The organism is Sphingosinicella humi, from assembly GCF_003129465.1.
Lineage (GTDB): Bacteria > Pseudomonadota > Alphaproteobacteria > Sphingomonadales > Sphingomonadaceae > Allosphingosinicella > Allosphingosinicella humi.
Genome location: NZ_QFFF01000001.1, coordinates 90,860 through 107,445, shown reverse-complemented (window position 1 = coordinate 107,445; position 16,586 = coordinate 90,860). Strand labels below are relative to the sequence as shown.

At 67.3% G+C, this 16,586-nt stretch carries 19 protein-coding genes; 11 read left to right on the top strand and 8 right to left on the bottom strand.

Translation table 11 applies throughout. The features are described from left to right. The first annotated feature begins 43 nt into the window (after positions 1-43). The 8 genes from gspG to gspN are packed head-to-tail and all read left to right on the top strand — an operon-like array spanning position 44 to position 5,341. On the top strand, positions 44-448 hold the full coding sequence (gspG, locus tag DF286_RS00570) for a type II secretion system major pseudopilin GspG (protein ID WP_109269666.1): 405 nt from the start codon (positions 44-46) through the stop codon (positions 446-448). Further along, positions 345-1,019 (top strand): GspH/FimT family pseudopilin, encoded by a 675-nt coding sequence (locus DF286_RS00565; protein WP_341533220.1) that lies wholly within the window; start codon positions 345-347, stop codon positions 1,017-1,019. The genes gspG and DF286_RS00565 overlap by 104 nt, the downstream gene beginning before the upstream one ends. Further along, positions 1,006-1,446: a type II secretion system minor pseudopilin GspI gene (gspI, locus tag DF286_RS00560; RefSeq protein WP_109269665.1), complete on the top strand. Its 441-nt coding sequence runs from the start codon at positions 1,006-1,008 to the stop codon at positions 1,444-1,446. Before DF286_RS00565 ends, gspI begins: the two co-directional genes overlap by 14 nt. Continuing rightward, positions 1,443-2,048, top strand: coding sequence for a type II secretion system minor pseudopilin GspJ (gene gspJ / locus DF286_RS00555; protein WP_109269664.1), 606 nt, complete (start codon positions 1,443-1,445; stop codon positions 2,046-2,048). Before gspI ends, gspJ begins: the two co-directional genes overlap by 4 nt. 2 nt (positions 2,049-2,050) lie before the next feature. Then, on the top strand, positions 2,051-3,043 hold the full coding sequence (gene gspK / locus DF286_RS00550) for a type II secretion system minor pseudopilin GspK (RefSeq protein ID WP_109269663.1): 993 nt from the start codon (positions 2,051-2,053) through the stop codon (positions 3,041-3,043). 2 nt (positions 3,044-3,045) lie between these two features. Then, complete coding sequence (gene gspL, locus DF286_RS00545; RefSeq protein WP_243444672.1) at positions 3,046-4,149, top strand: type II secretion system protein GspL; 1,104 nt, start codon at positions 3,046-3,048, stop codon at positions 4,147-4,149. Beyond that, entirely contained in the window at positions 4,146-4,625 is a 480-nt protein-coding gene (gspM, locus tag DF286_RS00540; RefSeq protein WP_109269661.1) for a type II secretion system protein GspM, read from the top strand. The genes gspL and gspM overlap by 4 nt, the downstream gene beginning before the upstream one ends. Then, positions 4,625-5,341 carry a type II secretion system protein N gene (gspN, locus tag DF286_RS00535; protein ID WP_109269660.1) on the top strand — a complete coding sequence of 239 codons (717 nt, stop codon included), beginning with the start codon at positions 4,625-4,627 and terminating at the stop codon, positions 5,339-5,341. Before gspM ends, gspN begins: the two co-directional genes overlap by 1 nt. On the opposite strand, the gene DF286_RS00530 is transcribed toward gspN, so the two are convergent. From DF286_RS00530 to DF286_RS00515, 4 genes are all read right to left on the bottom strand, one after another. Continuing rightward, a complete protein-coding gene (locus tag DF286_RS00530) occupies positions 5,311-6,276 on the bottom strand; it encodes a bile acid:sodium symporter family protein (RefSeq protein WP_341533240.1) in 966 nt (321 codons plus the stop codon). The genes gspN and DF286_RS00530 overlap by 31 nt on opposite strands. A 16-nt stretch (positions 6,277-6,292) precedes the next feature. Then, positions 6,293-7,024 (bottom strand): hypothetical protein, encoded by a 732-nt coding sequence (locus DF286_RS00525; RefSeq protein WP_109269659.1) that lies wholly within the window; start codon positions 7,022-7,024, stop codon positions 6,293-6,295. A gap of 1 nt (position 7,025) precedes the next feature. Then, complete coding sequence (locus tag DF286_RS00520; protein ID WP_109269658.1) at positions 7,026-7,766, bottom strand: hypothetical protein; 741 nt, start codon at positions 7,764-7,766, stop codon at positions 7,026-7,028. A gap of 128 nt (positions 7,767-7,894) precedes the next feature. Continuing rightward, positions 7,895-9,082 carry a toxic anion resistance protein gene (locus DF286_RS00515; RefSeq protein WP_109269657.1) on the bottom strand — a complete coding sequence of 396 codons (1,188 nt, stop codon included), beginning with the start codon at positions 9,080-9,082 and terminating at the stop codon, positions 7,895-7,897. A 160-nt stretch (positions 9,083-9,242) separates the two neighbouring features. On the opposite strand from DF286_RS00515, the gene DF286_RS00510 reads away from it, so the two are divergent. Then, entirely contained in the window at positions 9,243-9,653 is a 411-nt protein-coding gene (locus tag DF286_RS00510) for a DUF2147 domain-containing protein (RefSeq protein ID WP_109269656.1), read from the top strand. Positions 9,654-9,658: 5 nt separating this feature from the next. On the opposite strand, the gene DF286_RS00505 is transcribed toward DF286_RS00510, so the two are convergent. Further along, positions 9,659-10,138, bottom strand: coding sequence for a peroxiredoxin family protein (locus DF286_RS00505; RefSeq protein ID WP_109269655.1), 480 nt, complete (start codon positions 10,136-10,138; stop codon positions 9,659-9,661). Positions 10,139-10,294: 156 nt separating this feature from the next. On the opposite strand from DF286_RS00505, the gene DF286_RS00500 reads away from it, so the two are divergent. After that, complete coding sequence (locus tag DF286_RS00500; protein ID WP_109269654.1) at positions 10,295-11,140, top strand: MipA/OmpV family protein; 846 nt, start codon at positions 10,295-10,297, stop codon at positions 11,138-11,140. A gap of 11 nt (positions 11,141-11,151) precedes the next feature. Here DF286_RS00500 and DF286_RS00495 read toward each other — a convergent pair whose 3' ends face one another. Further along, positions 11,152-12,957: a DUF885 domain-containing protein gene (locus DF286_RS00495; protein WP_207790034.1), complete on the bottom strand. Its 1,806-nt coding sequence runs from the start codon at positions 12,955-12,957 to the stop codon at positions 11,152-11,154. Positions 12,958-13,031: 74 nt separating this feature from the next. Then, entirely contained in the window at positions 13,032-13,658 is a 627-nt protein-coding gene (locus DF286_RS00490) for a cation efflux transmembrane domain-containing protein (protein WP_243444670.1), read from the bottom strand. A gap of 98 nt (positions 13,659-13,756) precedes the next feature. On the opposite strand from DF286_RS00490, the gene DF286_RS00485 reads away from it, so the two are divergent. Further along, a complete protein-coding gene (locus DF286_RS00485) occupies positions 13,757-13,885 on the top strand; it encodes an entericidin A/B family lipoprotein (protein ID WP_109269652.1) in 129 nt (42 codons plus the stop codon). Positions 13,886-14,002: 117 nt separating this feature from the next. Here the strand turns inward: DF286_RS00485 and ligD are convergent, their stop codons facing one another. Then, positions 14,003-16,567 carry a DNA ligase D gene (gene ligD, locus DF286_RS00480; protein WP_109269651.1) on the bottom strand — a complete coding sequence of 855 codons (2,565 nt, stop codon included), beginning with the start codon at positions 16,565-16,567 and terminating at the stop codon, positions 14,003-14,005. Between the last annotated feature and the right edge of the window lie 19 nt (positions 16,568-16,586).

The following is a 16,586-nucleotide window of genomic DNA, read 5'->3' as shown; positions in this document are numbered from 1 at the left end:
CCAGCGCCGCCTGGATTCCCGCTTTCGCGGGAATGACAAAAGGATGGGGAATGACGAAAGGACGCAGGATGAGGGCGAGGAAGGCTTCACCCTCGTCGAGCTGATGGTGGTGATCGTCATCATCGGCCTCCTCGCCACAGTGGTCGCGATCAACGTCATGCCGGCGCAGGACACGGCGCGGGTGAAGAAGGCGGAGGCGGACATCGCGCTGCTGGAGCAGGCGACGGAGATGTATCGCCTCAGCAAGCTCAACTATCCGGCGAGCGGCGAGGGGCTGCAGGCGCTGGTCAGCGAGGGCTTCGTCAAGCGCCTGCCAGACGACCCCTGGGGCAATCCCTATCATTATGCCGCGCCGGGCGGAGAGGGTCGCGCCTTCGACATCTACTCCTACGGCGCCGACGGCCGCGAGGGCGGCGAGGACGACGATGCGGATATCGGTAATTGGTGACCCGATCCTCCCCGCGCGCAGCGGGGGGAGGGGGACCATGCGGAGCATGGTGGAGGGGTATGCTGACGAGGCCTCGCCAGTTACCCCTCCACCACCCTTCGGGTGGTCCCCCTCCCCACGAGCTTCGCTCGCAGGGAGGACAGCCGGATTCACCCTCGTCGAGCTGCTGATCGTGCTGACCATAATTGGGCTTGCCTCGGCCGGCGTAGTGATGGCGATCCCCGACACGCGCGGCAGCCTCACGGAAGAGGCGGAGCGGTTCGCCGCGCGGGCGGCGGCCGCGCGGGACCGGGCGATCATCGATGCGGCAGCCCTGTCGCTCCGCGTCACCAGCACGGGCTATGGTTTCGACCGGCGCGTCGATTCCGAGTGGCAGCCGCTCGAACGCAAGCCGTTCGGCGACCAAAGGTGGACGGAAGGGACGCGCGCCAGCGCCGACGGCGGCGAAGCCGTGCGCATCCTGTTCGATCCCACCGGACTCGTCGACCCGGCCCGCCTGACCTTGGTGCGCGACGACGAGCAAGTGGTGGTCGAGATCGGCGCGGATGGCGAGATCGATGTCATCGTCTAATCCCGGCGAGGCCGGCCTTACGCCCCCGAGGCGTTCCGCCGAACACGGCTTCACGCCCCCGAGGCGTTCCGCTGAACACGGCTTCACGCTGATCGAGATGCTCGTGGCGCTCGCCATCTTCAGCCTGGCGGCGCTGGCGCTGCTGCGCCTGGAAGGCGCCACCGTCTCCAACACGGCACGCCTGCAGGACCAGGCGATGGCGCAGGTCGTCGCCCGCAACATCGCGGTGGAGACGATGACCGATCCGGCGCCGCCGTCGCTGGGGCAGGAGAGCGGCGAGGTCGAGAATGGCGGCCGCCGCTGGGGCTGGACCCGGCTCGTCGCGCTGTCGCCCGAGCCGCGCATCCAGATGATCACGATCAGCGTGCGCAGCCAGGCCGGACCGGAATCTGCGACGCTCACCATCTTCCGGCGGGCGGCGTTGTGAATTCGGCCTCCTCCCGCGAACAGGGGTTCACCCTGGTGGAGCTGCTCGTCGCGCTCCTCATCTTCGGCATGATCGCCGCCGCGGGCGTCGCCTTGCTGTCCTTCAGCGTGCGCGCCCAGGACATGGCCGATGCGCGCCTTGACGATGTCGCGGCGATGCGGCGCGTGGGCGCGCTGCTGACCGGCGACCTCGCCCAGGCAGCGGCGCGCGTCGTCCGCAACGAGGCGGGGGCGGTGAAGCCCGCTTTCGTGGGAGGAACCGGCGCGGAGGGCGATATCGCCCTGGCGCTGGTCCGGCGCGGCTGGGACAATCCCGACGGCGCGGGCCGGCCCTCGCTGCAGAAGGTGGAGTATCGCCTCACCGGCGTTCGGCTGGAGCGCATCGCCTATCGCAATCTCGACGGCGCGGCGCCGATGGAGCCGGTCACCGTGCTGGAAGGCGTGGAGGCGCTCCGCCTTCGCTACCGGGATTCGGAAGGCGAGTGGCGCGAGCGGTGGGACCCGACCCAGATCACCGATCTGCCGCGCGCCGTCGAGATGATCGTCGACGTCCGGGACGGCGGTCCGGTCCGCCAGCTCTTCCTGGTCGGGGCGGGTCTTTGAGCATGTGCCGACCCATTCCCAGCGCCGAACGCGGCGCGGCCCTGCTGACGGTGCTGCTGCTCGTCGCGGTAATGGGGGCGCTTGCGGCGTCGGCGCTGGAGAAATTGCGCCTTTCGACCGCCCTTGCCGCCAACAGCAGCGGCCTCGATCAGGCGCGCGCTTTCGCCATCGGCGTCGAATCGCTGCTCGCGCTCCGGGCCGACGACATCCTCGCCGCCAGCCCCGACCGGACGACGCTGGCCGGCGGCTGGAACGGAGAGACGAGGCGCTATCCCATGCCCGGCGGCGGCCTGGTCGAGGCCACCGTCCGCGACGGCGGAAACTGCTTCAACATCAACAGCGTCGCCACCGGAGCGCTGGCGACGGACCTCGCGCCGCGCGCGGCGGGCATCGAGCAGTTCGTCGCGCTTCTCCGCATCCTCGAAGTCCCGGAAGGCACGGCTCGACGCATCGCCGAGGGCGCCGGCGACTGGGTCGATGCCGACGTCAATCCGACCCGAGAGGGAGCGGAGGACCGCGTCTATGGCGGCGCCGAGCAGCCTTACAGGACCGGCAACACGCTCTTCGCCGACGTGAGCGAATTGCGAGCCGTGAATGGCATGACGCCCGAGATCTATCTGCACGTTCGACCCTGGCTTTGCGCGCTTCCCACGACCGATCTGTCGCCGATCAACGTCAACACGCTCTACGTGGAGCAGGCGCCTCTGCTGGCCATGCTCGATCCCAATCAGATCAGCCTCGACGCGGCCCGCCGCCTGATCGCGGAGCGGCCGGCGTCGGGATGGGCGAGCCTGGTCGATTTCTACCGGGAGCCGGCGCTCGAGGACGCGCATCTGGCGCTCGACGTTCAACTGCAACCTCAGCTAAGGACGCGGTGGTTCTCGCTCGATCTTCGGGTCGAGCTTCAAGGGGCCGAGCTGCACGAGACCGCGCTCGTCGATGCGCGGATCGCGCCGGCGCGGGTGGTGGCGAGACGCTGGGGGAGTGACGATTGAGCGTGAGCGACGTCCTTCTCATCTTCCTCGGCCGGCGTGAAGGCGTGGATGGCTGGCTCCGGCTTCGGGACGGCGCTGTCGTGGCGCGCGGCACCGGGCTTGAGGGGCTGCCGGACCTTGCCGATCCGCTGCGCATCGTGGCCGCGGTCCCGGGTGACGCGGTGGCCATCCATCGCTTCGAGCTTCCTGAAGGTCTCGCGCCCGCCCAGGCCGCGGCGGCGGCGCGCCTCATGGCGGCGGAGGTCAGCGCCCAACCGGTCTCCGAGATGCACGTCGCCGTGGGAGCGGGGAGGGAGGGGGACGCGCTGCGCCTCGTCGCGCTGGTGCCGGCGCTCGCCATGGCGGATTGGCTCGGCCGCCTTCAGGCCCAGGGACTCGACCCGGACAGTGTCATCCCCGAACCGCTGCTGCTGACGGCGCCGGACGAAGGTTTTCGCCGCTACGATCGGGGCGAGCTCCCGCTCTATCGCGGCCGGAACGAAGCCTTCAGCATCGAGCCTGACTTGGCGGCGCTGGTCGTTGGCGACGCCCCTGTCGAGACGATCGGGGACGAGGCCTTTGAAAGAGGCCTTGGCGATACCATCGCCGCGCCGGCGGTCGATCTTCGCCAGGGGGCTTTCGCCAAGCGGCGGCGCTGGGCGATCGATTGGAAGCGCCTGCGGCGTACGGCGCTGGTCGCGGCGGGCATCCTGCTGCTGACATTGGCCATCCAGATCGCTTCCATCTTCCGCTACACCTTCGCGGCCGACGCTCTGGAGGCGGAGGCCGCCGAAGTGGCGGCGGGCGTGCTTCCCGGCAGCGGCCCCGTCACCGATCCGGCGCGGCAGCTCGACTCCCGCCTGGCGCAGCTGGGCGGCGGCGGTGCCGGTTTCGACACCCTGGCGTCCGGCCTGATTGCTGGGATCCGCGCCACGCCGAACGTCCAGCTGACGGCCCTGGTCTTCGATCGCGAGGGCAGCTTGCGCGCGACCGTGCAGGGCGACACGCCGGCCGCCTTCAGCGCGCTCGAACAGCGGATCGAGGCGAGCGGCTTCGAGGTGGATGTGGGACCCGCCCGAAGCGGTGGCGGCCAGCCGACGGCCGAGTTGACGGTGCGCGCGTCATGATGGACAGCCTGAAGCCCTGGTGGCGCACGCGGACGTTGCGGGAGCAGAGGCTGCTGCTGGCGATGATCGCGCTCGCCGCCATCGTCTTCGCCTGGCTGCTGGTCGTCCGGCCGCTCGGCGATGCCTTGTCCGATGCCCGCGAGCGGCATGGCGATGCGGTGGTGGCGCTCGCCGAAGCGCGGGCGCAGGCGAAGCTGATCGCGGGGCTGGAGCGGGAGGAACCGGCGGAGCTCGGCGGTCCGGTCGACGCCATCGTCGGCGCCGCCGCGAGCGAGGCGGGGTTCCAGGTCAGCCGCATCGAACGCGAAGGAGCGGTCGCGGCGACGGTCGTGATGGACGCGGTGCGTCCGCAGGCTTTCTTCGCCTGGGTCGCACAGCTCGAGGACCGCGGCCTCGCCGTGGAGCGGCTCAGCGCCAGCACCAACAGCGATCAGACTCTCGCCGTCGAGGTCACCTTTCGAGCGAGGGCGGGCTGATGCGCTTCCGCCTGCCGCTGGGCCGCCCGCTGTTCGTGCTGTGCGCCACGTTGTTCGCGCTCGTGGCGCTCCTGCCGCTGCGGCTGGGAATGGACTGGCTGTCGCTCGACCAGCGGGGTCTCGCCGCGCGCGAGGCGAATGGCAGCATCTGGCTCGGCGTATTGAGCGAGGCGCAGCTTGGTCCCGTCGAGCTCGGCGATCTCCAGGCGCGCCTCAGGACATGGCCCCTGTTCCTGGGCCGCGCGCGAGTGGACCTGGAAAGGGGTGGGGAAGGGGACCCGCTCCAAGGCTCGATCACCGTGTCGCGTCACCATTTCGGCATCGACGACGCTACCGGGCGGCTCGACATCGGCTCCGCGCTCGCGCCGCTGCCGATCGCCAGCCTCGAACTCAGCGACGTCACCGCGCATTTCACCGACGGCCAGTGCAGCCGTGCCGAGGGGCTGGTGAAGGCCGGTATCGCCGGCGCCATAGCCGGCCTGTCCCTGCCCGCCGGCCTCAGTGGCACCGCGCGCTGCGACAAGGGCGCGCTGCTGCTTCCGCTAGCCAGCCAGTCCGGCATGGAAGCGCTCAGCCTCCGCGTCCATGAGGACGGTCGCTACCAGGTGGAGCTGGCCGTCCGCCCCGCCGACGACCAGATGCGCGATCGTCTGCTGGCTTCCGGCTTCAGCCTCGGCAGCAACGGCTACGTCCTCTCCATCGCCGGAGAATTCTGAGCCGCCAGCCGCGCCGCGATCCAGGCGCAGACGATGAGCTGGAAGGAATGGAACAGCATGACCGGCAGGATCACGTACCCCGCCGCGGCGCCGGGGAACAGGATGCGCGCCATCGGCACCCCGCTCGCCAGCGACTTCACCGATCCGCAGAAGAGGATCGCCGCGCGGCTTTCCCGGCTGAAACCGCCGAAGCGGCCGATCGCGACGGTGGCGACGAGGATCAGGGCCAGCAGCACCAGGCAAAGGCCGATCACGGCGGCGATGTCGACGGGCGGGATGCGGCTCCAAAGCCCCTCTACCCGCGCCGCCGAGAAGGCGCCGTAGACGGCGAGCAGGATCGTGCCCTTGTCGACGAAGGTGGTGAGGCGTGGCCGCCCGGCGATGAGCGGGAAGAGGAGCGGCCGGAGCGCGTGGCCGAGGATGAAGGGCAGGAACAGGGTCGCGACAATATTCCAGATGCCGCTGAACGACACCTGCGTCCCCTGAGCGCTGAGCAGAAGGCCCACGAGCAGCGGCGTCAGGAACACGCCGAGCAGGTTCGAACCCGCCGCCGCCGCCACGGCACCGGCGACATTGCCGCGCGCCATGGACGTGAATGCGATCGAGGATTGGACGGTCGAGGGGAGGGCGCAGAGGAAGAGCATTCCGGCCCAGAGCTCCGGCGACAGCAGGCCGGGGAAGAGGTTCGCCAAGGCCAGCCCCGCGACGGGGAAGACGAGGTAGGTCGAGGCCAGGATCGCGGCGTGCAGGCGCCAATCGGTGAGGCCGGAGACCAGAGCCTCCCTCGGAAGGCGGACGCCGTGAAGGAAGAAGAGAGAGAAGATCGCGGCCAAGGTGGCGGCATCCAATGCGGCCGCGGCTACGCCCCGCACGGGCAGGAGGCTCGCGAGCAGAACGGCCCCGATCATCCACCCGATGAAGGGATCCGGGAACAGGCGTTTCAGCAGGGGATCAGGCCTTGGTCCGATCGTCGCCGAGATCGTCGTTTCGGTAGCGGCTTTCGATGAAGCGGCGCTGGGTCTCGAAGCCGTCGTGGCGGTCGCGGCAGCATTGATCGAGCAGCGTGTCCAGTTCTCCGGCGACGATGCCAAGGCTTTCGGTGAAGCGCTCGCTGCTTTCGGACGCGGGCGTCCGGGCGCTTGGCGGCAGATCGAGATAGGAGTCGACGAGGCGCGGCAGATGCTGCCCGATCAGTCGCCTCGCGTCGCCCGCCAGCATCGATTGCGGATCGAGCGTGCCGAGGTGCGGCTGCAGCTCGGCGAGGCGGGTCATGATCGCGTCCGCCGCCGGGAGCGCACGCCCGGGGAGCTCCTGGGATCGGTCGAGCAGGCCTTCCTCGGCGCGGGCGGCCAGCTCGCCGAGTGGCAGGGGCGCGGCGGTCGTATCCTCGGCCCTCGCGCGCTTGCCCGATCCGAAGAAGAGCGAGAGGAAGGCGACGAGGAACACGGTCGGGAGCGCCACCAGCCAGGTGAAGAAGCCGATCGGATCGACGAGGAGGCTGAAGGCGATCAAGGCCAGCAGCAGGCCGGCGAGGATCAGGCTCGCGCGCCTCACCCGGCGCATCCACTCCTCGAACTTGCGCCTGAGCTTGCGCTTCTTCGCCTCGCGGCGGGATTGGGAGCCGAGGTTTCGCCTCAGGAAATCCTCGGTTTCGTAGAGAACGCGCTCCAGCTCGAAACCCATGTCATTCGCCCCGGATGGCGCCGCCCTCGTCCTTGTAGCGGCTCTCGAGGAAACGGCCCTGGGTCTCGAAGGCGGTAAGGTCCTCATGCGCCAGCTTGCGGCCGAGATCGTCGAGCGCGGACTTGGCGGCATCGAGGCCGGAGACGAGGCGCTCGTCGACCGTCATCCCTTCGCCGTCGCGCTCGTGCCGATACTGCGCCGGGACGCGTTGGTAGCGCTCGATCAGCTCGGGAATATGCTTGCCCATCAGGCGCCGGGCGTCCTGAGCCAGGGGATCGAGGATGTTCGCTTCGGCGAGGCGCTGCTCCAGCAGGGGCAGCTGCCGGCTGATCGCGTCCACCTGCTGCGCGGCCGGGGCGGGGAGAGCAGCGCGACGGCGGACGAGAAGATTGTCGAGCCGCTGGACGACCGCCTTGTTCGGCATGTCCTCCTTATATTCGACGGCCGGCCTTTCCGTCGGCCAGACCGAGAAGAAGATCAGGATGAACAGCATCGCCACGGCGACGAGGAACAGGCCGCTCCAGCCGATGGGCGAGACGAACAGGCCGAAGGCGATGGTGGCGACGATGAGGGCGCCGACCGCCATGCCAATATTGGCGAGCCGGCGTCCGAGGACCCGCGCGCTGCGGCTGTAATAGCGCCTCCGCGCCGCCTGGGCCGCCGGCGGATGGCCGTCGAGCCGCGCCGCCATCTCGTCGAAGCGGGCGATCGCCTGATCCACGCTGCGGGGATTGCGGGTCATTTAGGGCGCTCCCCGCCGCGTCATCCCGACGAAAGTCGGGACCCAAGAACACAGGCGCCTGCGAACAACCACCGCCATCGGCGTTCTTGGGTTCCGGCGTACGCCGGAATGACGGAAGGTGGGCATGCTTATCCCTCCAGCGCCGCGAGGGGCGATTGGGTGCCGGCGAGGCGGTTCTGCTCGACGCCTTCGGCGCGGGCGATGTAGCCGCGGCTCTTCTCGACCTCATTGGAGAGCGTGTCGACGGTCTGCTTCATGTTGGCGAGCGCCTCGACCTTGAAACGGTCGATCGTGTCCATCGTGTCGTAGATGTTCTGGAAGGCGCGCTGCAGCGTCTCCAGCGGAATGGTCGAGGACGCGGCCTGCTTGTGGATCTCGCCCGACTGGGTCTTCAGCAACGTGCCGGTGCTCTCGATCATGCCGGCGGTGGTGGTGTTGAGGGCGGTGATCTGCTCCAGCACCAGCTTCTGGTTGGTCAGCGCCTGGGCGACGGTGACGGCAGTGCGCAGCGCCGAGACGGTGGTGGTGGAGGCGCGGTCGACGCCCTTCACCAGCTCGACATTGTTCTTCTTGACGAGATCGAGGGCGAGATAGCCCTGCACGGTCACCGCCATCTGGGTCAGCAAATCGGTGGTCCGCTGGCGGGTGTAGAAGAGCGCGGTCTCGCGGATCGCCTTGGCCTTGGCCGGATCGATGGCGTCGAGCTCGTTCGCCTTCTCCTCGAGCTTTCCATCGAGCGTCTTGGAGATGTGGATCATCTGCTCGAGACGACCCATGGTCTTCCACATGTTGGCGCGCTCGGTGTCGATGGCGGCATTGTCCATGAGAAGCTCGTCCTTGCCGGAGGCGAGGGCGGCGAGAATCGAGGCGATATGGGTCTGCGCCGACTGATATTTCATGAAATAGCCGCGCATCCGGTTCCCGAACGGAATGATGCCGAGGAACTTGCGCGGCTTGGTGAGCGCGCCGCCGCGGCCGGGATCGAGCTCCTCCACCGTCTTGCGAAGCTGCGTGAGATTGGCGCCGATGCCGGTATCCTTGTCGATCGCCTTGAGCGGCCGGTCAAGGAAGCGGTTCGAATGGCCCGCCGCCTCGGCGATCTCCTTGCGGCCCATCGTCGTCAGCTGATCGACCTTCTTGCCGAATTCTGGCGAATTGGCGTCGGTCGCGACGAGATCGGCGACGAAGCCGTCGACCTTCTCCTCGAGCGCCGTGCGCTGCTCTTCCTTCAGCGGCACGAGCCCCGCGGCCTCCTGCGGCGCGATGGTCTGCAGCGCTTCGGGCGCATCCAGCTTCAGCTTCGTTTCCGTCGCCATGGTTTCCCCTTCTTTTGAGGCGTTCACTGACGAAGATGGGGCACGCACTACCCTTAGTGCAAGGGCAATTGGTGTTTTATAGCGCCAATACGCTCGAAATGCGGACACCGGCTCATATCATCCATGATATCATCCCCGGAGTCGAAGCGGAGATCGGTTTATGAAGCGCCTCTTCGCCCTGCTGCCTCTCCTTCTCATGACAGCCGCCGCGCCGGCTTCGGACGTGACCGGAAACTGGGTGACTGAAGACGGCACGGCGTTGATCGCGATCGGCCGCTGCGGAAACAGCGTCTGCGGCAAGGTCGCCAAGGCGCTGGTGATCAAGCCCGGTCGTGCGGAGACCGACGTCAAGAATCCCGACCCCAGGCTGCGGAAGCGGCCGATCATCGGCATGACCATCCTCAGCGGCTTCAAGACGGACGGCGGCGGATGGAAGGACGGCCGTATCTACGATCCGGAAACCGGCAAGACCTATCGCTCTCGCCTCCGCCTCAATACGGACGGATCGCTCAAGGTCTCCGGCTGCATCCTCTTCGTCTGCCAATCCCAGCGCTGGACTCGTCCGCGCTGAACGGGTCAGGAGGAACTCTTGGGCTCCTGGGCCAGGCTCATGATCTCCGCGCCGAGCTGCAGGTCCGGCAGATGGCCGAACGTCTGGCGGCGCAGGCGTCCCTCGCGGTCGATCAGGATCAAAGTGGGCGTCCCCTGCATCGCATAGGCGGACATGGTGCGCGGGATGGGGCTTCCCTCGCCAGGCGCATCGATACCGACCGGGAAGGCGAGTCCATATTCATGGAGAAACGCCTTCAACGCCGCCGGGCTGTTGCCTTCGTGATGTTCGAACACCGTGTGGAGGCCGATGACGGCGACGTCGTCCGCCCGGAACGTCTCATGCACTCGGCGCGCCTGCGGCAGCGCCTGGCTGGCGCAACCCGGGCAGAGCATCTGAAAGGCATAGAGCACCACGACTCGGCCGCGCAGGTCGTCGAGGCGAAGCGGCCGTTCGCTGTTCAGCCACTCCGTCGTGGTCCAGTCCTGCGCCTGTATCGGTCGCACCTTCCCCTCTCGCTCGGCGGGTTCGCTCGGACGGACGATGGGACAGGTGCCGCGCCTGATGCAAGGGCAGATGCTGGGGTTCGGCCGATCACATGTTCTGGGGTTCGCGGAGGCCAAAAACAGGTTACTGATATCTGGGGTGAATAGGGGGGCGGCATGAAAATAGCTTCGTTCGGAATGCGCCTGTTCGTGGTGCCGCTTCTGGCGGCCGGCCCGGCCTTCGCTCAAGACGCGGACGTGCCGAAAGCTTCGGAGCCGGATAGCCTCACGATCGGCCTCGGCGCCGCCTGGGCGCCCTCATATGAGGGCTCTGACGATTATATCGTCGTCCCGGCCGGGCTCGCATTCGGCAAGATTAGCGGCTTTGCCTATTATACGCGGGCGACGACGCTCTACGTCGATCTCATCCGCGATCCCTATGACGCCAAGGTCGATCTCGCCTTCGGCCCCGCCGCCAATCTCCGGGTCGACCGCGCGAGCCGGATCGAGGACGCGCGCGTGAAGGCGCTGGGCGAGCTGGATTATGCCGTCGAGGCGGGTCTCTTCGCCGGCGTGGCCGTCAATCGCGTGCTGCACGATTACGACACCGTCACCGCCCGCCTATCGTGGCTCCACGATGTCACCGATACGCATGACAGCTTCATCGTCACGCCCGCGCTCGAATATGGCACGCCGCTTAGCCGCAAGAGCTATGCCGGTCTCCAGCTGTCGGCCGACTATGTGGGCGAGGATTTCGCGGGCACCTATTACGGCGTAACACCCGCCGGCGCGGCGGCCAGCGGCCTCTCGCCTTTCGCCATCGACGAAGGCTGGAAGAATGTCCGCGCCAGCCTGCTCGGCAGCTACAAGCTCCAGGGCGACCTCACGACCGGCGGCCTCGGCCTCTTCGGCATCGCCAGCTATTCCTCGATGCTCGGCGAGTTCAAGGAGAGCCCCCTGGTGGATGAGGCGGGCGATGCCGACCAGTTCTTCGTCGGCGGAGGGCTTACCTACACCTTCTAATCAAAGCTGGCTCATCGGTCGGCGTCCGCCTTCGCATGCGGGTTCTTGCCGCCGTCCGCGATGAAGCGGTCGATTTCGGCTTCCAGGACGGGGAGGGGGACGGAGCCGAGGCCGAGGATCGTGTCGTGGAAATAGCGTTGGTCGAACTTGTCGCCGAGCGCCTTCTCGGCCTTGGCGCGCAGGCGCCGGATGGTCATCTCGCCCAGCTTGTAGGCCACGGCCTGGCCCGGCCAGCTGATGTAGCGGTCCACCTCGGTCTCGACCTCGTGCTGCGATAGCGCGGTGTGGCTGGCGAGATAGTCGATCGCCTTCTCGCGGCTCCAGCCCATGGCGTGGATGCCGGGGTCGATGACGAGGCGCACCGCGCGCCACATCTCGTAGGACTGGCGGCCGAACTGCTCGTACGGCGTGCGGTAGATGCCCATGCCGATGCCGAGCCATTCGGTGTAGAGGCCCCAGCCTTCGCCATAGCCGGAGAAATAGGTCTCGTTTCGGAAGTCCGGCCGCTCCGGCGCCTCCAGGGCGAGCGCGGCCTGGAAGCTGTGGCCGGGCGCGCATTCGTGCAGGGTGAGGGCGGGGATGTTGTAGAGCGGGCGGACCGGCAGGTTGTAGGTGTTCATGAGGCAGCTGCCGAGGCCGCCGCGGCCGGCCGTGTAGAAGGGCGCGATCGCGTCCGGTACCGGCAGGATGGTGAAGCGGCCGCGCGGCAGGAAGCCGATCACGTCGTCGATCTTCCCGTCGACGCGCTTGGCGACATAGGAGGAGACGCCCATCAATTCGTCCGGCGTCTTGGCGTAGAATTGCGGATCGGTCTTCAGGAACTGCAGAAATTCCTGGAAGCTGCCCTTGAAGCCGGTCTCGGCGATCGTCGCCTTCATCTCCGCCTGGATGCGGGCGACTTCCTTGAGACCGATCTCGTGGATCTGCTGCGGCGTCAGGTTCAAGGTCGAATATTGTTTCACGTTGGAGAGGTAATAGGCCTCGCCATTGGGCATGTCGGCGGCCGAGATCGTCTTGCGGGTGTTGGGGAAATAGACGTCGCGGATGAAGGTCAGGAGCTCGCCATAGGCCGGCGCGACGGTGTCACGAATGAGGGTTTCGGCCTCGGCGCGAAGCTTCGCCTGCTCGGCCGCCGGGATGCTGTCCGGCATGTCCTCGAAAGCCTTGAAGAAGGGATTCTTGGCCGCCTCGACGCTGGTGTACGGGACGAGCGAGGAATCCCGGCCCTCCAAGGTCACGCGCGGCACGCTGAAGCCGCGCTCCAGGCCGGCGCGCATATTGGCGACATGCTGATCGAAATAGCGCGGAATGTCCCGCATCCGGCTCAAATAACGGCGATATTGCGCGGCCGTGCGGTAGCCCTGGCGCGGGTTGAGGTACGACCAGAAATTGCTGTCGCTGTCGAACGGCATCTCCCATTCGCGGAAGCGCGCGTCGGCGATGTCCTGCTCCAGATTGGTGCGGAAGACGGCCGCGTTGATCTGTTCCTCGTGGGAGAGCTGGTCGAGCGGGATTTGGTCGAGCGCCGCCAGCGTCTTTTCCCAATAGGCGAGGCGCCTCAGATGGCTCTCGGCATCCACCTGGGGCAGATGGTCGCCCGCCGTCCATTCGCCTTCCTCCTTGATCTGGCCGAATTCCTTCATCCGCCACTGCCACTCGGCCTCGTAGAGGGCGCGGAGGCGGGCATCGGCGGTGCCTCGCTCGGCCGTCGCCGCAGGGGCCTGCGCAAAAGCGGGCGCAGAAAGGGCGGTGGCGGAGAGGCTCGCTAGGAGAGCAGCGGAGAGAGACAAGAATTTCGTCACGAGCGGCCTCGAAATCTGAAGGTGGTCGGGGCCGGAACGATAGGAGCCACCGTATACGATTTGCAACCCGGCACTTGCCGCAGCCAAGCTCAGCCCGGGACGCGGCGAAGGGCCGGCCAGGCTTCGGCGATCACCCGCGTCGCGGAGCGAAGGAAAAGGACGGCGATCACCGAGGCGACGATGATGTCCGGCCAGAAGGAACCGGTGACGGCGACGGCGCCGGCCGCGAGCAGCACGCCCGAATTGGCGATGACGTCGTTTCGCGAGCATTCGACCGCGCTCGACATGTTCATGTCGAGGGAGCGGAACCGCCATATCAGCCGGAGGCAGAAGAGGTTCACGACGAGGGCGAGGCCGCCGAACAAGAGCATCAAGGTGGAACGGGGCGGAACGCCGGTCTGAAGCCTGACGCCGATCTCGATCAGCACGGCAAGGCCGAGGCCAAGGATGAAGAGGCCCTTCGCCATCGCCGCTCCGGCCTTCCAGCGGTCGCTCCTGTCGAGGGCGTAGAGGCTCAAGGCGTAGACGCTGGCGTCGCCGAACATGTCGGCTGAATCCGCCATGAGCGCCGCCGAGCCGGCGATCAGGCCGGCGGTGAACTCGACGAGGAACATGGCGGCGTTGAGGGCGAGCACGAGGACGAGCACGCGGCGCTGCTCGGCCTGGCGCGCCAGCCGTTCCAGTTCGCTCCCCTTGCTTGCGCAACAGTCGGCCACGGGATATCTCCGAAGGTGGATCATCGGAGCGGGAGAGGCGAAACGCAAGAGTTCGCGGCCGCCCGGACGGTCTTTCCCCCTTTGTCCTGGAGTTATCGATGTTTCGTAAGTTGATGCTGGCGGGCCTCGCGGCCACCACCCTCATCACCACCGCCTGCAACACCATCTCCGGCATGGGCCGGGATGTCGAGTCCGTCGGCCGGACCGTCTCGGACGCAGCCGATTAACTGTTTACGTCATCCCGGCGAATGCCGGACCCAAGAACTCAGGCGTTTGAGAAGACGCCGAAGCCCTTCTTCACTGAACGGTGTTCTTGGGTCCCCGCGTTCGCCGGATGACGCCGTCTACAAATCCGGCAGCGCCTGGGCCGCTTCCCCCCAGCCTTGAAGCAGGCGGCCGGAGGCGCGCTCCAGCAGCGTCTCCGCATCCTTCACGCTGAAACGCCCGCCCGACTCCATCTCGTCCAACTCGTCCCAAACGATCGGCGCCGACACGGTGGCGCCTTCGCGGGCGCGGGCGCTGTAGGGCATGATGGCGGTGGCACCGCGCTGGTTGCGCAGCCAGTCGAGGAAGATGCGGCCCTTGCGCTTCGCCTTGGACATGGTCGCGGTGAAGCGGTCCGGCTCGCCTTCGGCCAGGGCCAGGGCGAAGCGGTTGGCGAAATCCTTCACCGCCGGCCATTCCGCCTTCGGCGTCAGCGGCACGACGATGTGCAGCCCCTTGCCGCCGGTGAGCAGCGGAAAGGTCTGCAGCCCCATGTCCGCGAGGTGGCGCTTGATGTCCCGCGCGGCCTTTTTCACGGCGTCGAAACCGAGTCCCTCGTCGGGGTCGAGGTCGAAGATGAGCCGATCGGGCTTTTCGATATCCTCGACCTTCGAGCCCCAGCCGTGGAACTCGATCGTTCCCATCTGCACGCAGGCGAGGAGCCCTGAGGCGTCGGCGACGTAGAGATAGTCCTCGGTGCCGCCTTTCTTCTCCTTCACGGGAACATGAAGGACATGCTTTCCGAAGCTGCCGCTGTCATGCTTCTGGAAAAAGCATTTCTTGGCACGGCCTTGCGGACAGCGGACCAGGCTGACCGGGCGGTTCGCGGTCCACTCCAGCATCAGCGGCGCGACGGCGCGATAATAGTCGGCAAGCTGTCCCTTGGTGATCTTGGCTTCGGGAAAGATGACGCGGCCGGGATTGGTGATCTTGATGTCGTCGACCGGGGCGGGCTCGACCGGCTGAGGCCTTTCCTCGACCACGTCCTCGGCCGACTTATCGTCGCGCAGGCCCAGGAAGCTCGCGTGACGGACGACGCCCTCTGAGGTGAACTCGGCGAAGGCGACCTCCGCGACCAATTCGGGCTTCACCCAGTGGGCGCCCCGGGTTTCGGAGCGCGGCGCCTCGACCGGCGCCTTCTTGACTTCGATCTCCCCGAGCTTTTCGCGCAACTCCTGCAGCGTCGCCATGGAGAAGCCGGTGCCGGTCTTGCCGACATAGCGAAGCTTGCCGTCCTCGTGCACGGCGAGGAGCAGCGCCCGCAGCGCTCGTCCCTTGCTCTCGCTCGGCGTCCAGCCGACGATGACGAATTCCTGGCGCCGCGTGCATTTGATCTTCAGCCAGTTCTTGGTGCGCGCGCCGCGATAGGGGGCGTCGGCGCGCTTGGAGATGATGCCTTCCTGGCCGGCATCGCACATGCCTTTCAGCAGCTTCTCGCCGTGGCTTACGATGTGATCGGCATAGAGGATGAAGGGCGGCTGCCCATCGCCGATTAGCGACGCGAGACGGGCCTTTCGTTCAAGGTTCGGGAGCTTGGTCAAAGACTCGCCCGCGATCTCCAACGCGTCGAACAGGAACAGCGTAAGGCCGCGTCCGCCTTCGCTGATCGCCTGCTGGAGGGCGGAGAAGCTTGTGCCGCCATTCTCGTCGACATGGACGATCTCGCCGTCGAGCAGGGCCGAGCCGACCTCGATCTCGCGCGCCGCCGCGGCGATCTCCGGGAACTTGTCGGTCCAGTCGAGCCCGGTGCGCGTATAGATTTTCGCCTTCCCGCCGCCCAGCGCGAGCAGGCAGCGATAGCCGTCATATTTCATCTCGTGCAGCCAGGCGGAGCCGGACGGGACATGATCGACCAGCGTCGCCTTCTGCACGGCGTGGAATTTGGGAGGCTTCGATCCTCCCCGGGACGGGGAAGGGGACCGCGCGGAGCGCGGTGGAGGGGCCGCCGCGTTAGCGGCGGTTGCACCGCCGCCCCCTCCACCACGCCGCTTCGCGTCGCGGTCCCCCTCCCCGGACCGGGGAGGAGCTTTCACCTCGCCCTCCGAGGTCCAGACCGCGTCCATTGCCTCGGCGATCTTGTTCATGGTTCGGCCGGTCTTGACCGAGGTCAGAAACTTTTCCGTGAGGGCTCCGGTCGGTCCGGCATGGACGTCTTCCACCTTGCGCAGGATCCAGTTCTCGGTCCGCTCTCGGCCGCGCGGCTTCAGGCGGAACATCACCCACTCGCCCTTCATGCGCTCGCCGTCGAGGGTGAAGTGGAGGTGGCCCTCCTCCAGCGTCTTCCTCGGGTCCTTGCCCGGGACTGGCGTCCAGGTTCCGCGGTCCCACAGCATCACCGTGCCGCCGCCATATTGGCCCTTTGGGATCGTGCCCTCGAAGGTGGCGTAGTCCAGAGGGTGATCCTCGGTGCGGACGGCGAGGCGCTTGTCGTCCGGATTAGGGCTGGGTCCGCGCGTAACCGCCCAGCTCTTCAGCACGCCGTCCAGCTCCAGCCTGAAATCGAAATGGAGCCGGGTCGCGTCGTGCTTCTGAACCATGAAGTCGCGGCCGCCGCTGTCGGCGACCGTCCCCGCCGGTTCCGAGGTCTTCGTGAAGTCGCGCTTCTTCTTATAGGTGGCGAGCGGATCGGAGTTGGTGCGAGCCATTCAACCCCTCCGTTCGCCC

Coding starts and splice junctions, on each gene's coding strand:
- gspG (WP_109269666.1), top strand. CDS start 44: ATGGGGAATGACGAAAGGACGCAGGATGAGGGCGAGGAAGGCTTCACC.
- DF286_RS00565 (WP_341533220.1), top strand. CDS start 345: ATGCCGCGCCGGGCGGAGAGGGTCGCGCCTTCGACATCTACTCCTACG.
- gspI (WP_109269665.1), top strand. CDS start 1,006: ATGTCATCGTCTAATCCCGGCGAGGCCGGCCTTACGCCCCCGAGGCGT.
- gspK (WP_109269663.1), top strand. CDS start 2,051: ATGTGCCGACCCATTCCCAGCGCCGAACGCGGCGCGGCCCTGCTGACG.
- gspM (WP_109269661.1), top strand. CDS start 4,146: ATGATGGACAGCCTGAAGCCCTGGTGGCGCACGCGGACGTTGCGGGAG.
- gspN (WP_109269660.1), top strand. CDS start 4,625: ATGCGCTTCCGCCTGCCGCTGGGCCGCCCGCTGTTCGTGCTGTGCGCC.
- DF286_RS00525 (WP_109269659.1), bottom strand. CDS start 7,024: ATGGGTTTCGAGCTGGAGCGCGTTCTCTACGAAACCGAGGATTTCCTG.
- DF286_RS00520 (WP_109269658.1), bottom strand. CDS start 7,766: ATGACCCGCAATCCCCGCAGCGTGGATCAGGCGATCGCCCGCTTCGAC.
- DF286_RS00515 (WP_109269657.1), bottom strand. CDS start 9,082: ATGGCGACGGAAACGAAGCTGAAGCTGGATGCGCCCGAAGCGCTGCAG.
- DF286_RS00510 (WP_109269656.1), top strand. CDS start 9,243: ATGAAGCGCCTCTTCGCCCTGCTGCCTCTCCTTCTCATGACAGCCGCC.
- DF286_RS00500 (WP_109269654.1), top strand. CDS start 10,295: ATGAAAATAGCTTCGTTCGGAATGCGCCTGTTCGTGGTGCCGCTTCTG.
- DF286_RS00485 (WP_109269652.1), top strand. CDS start 13,757: ATGTTTCGTAAGTTGATGCTGGCGGGCCTCGCGGCCACCACCCTCATC.
- ligD (WP_109269651.1), bottom strand. CDS start 16,567: ATGGCTCGCACCAACTCCGATCCGCTCGCCACCTATAAGAAGAAGCGC.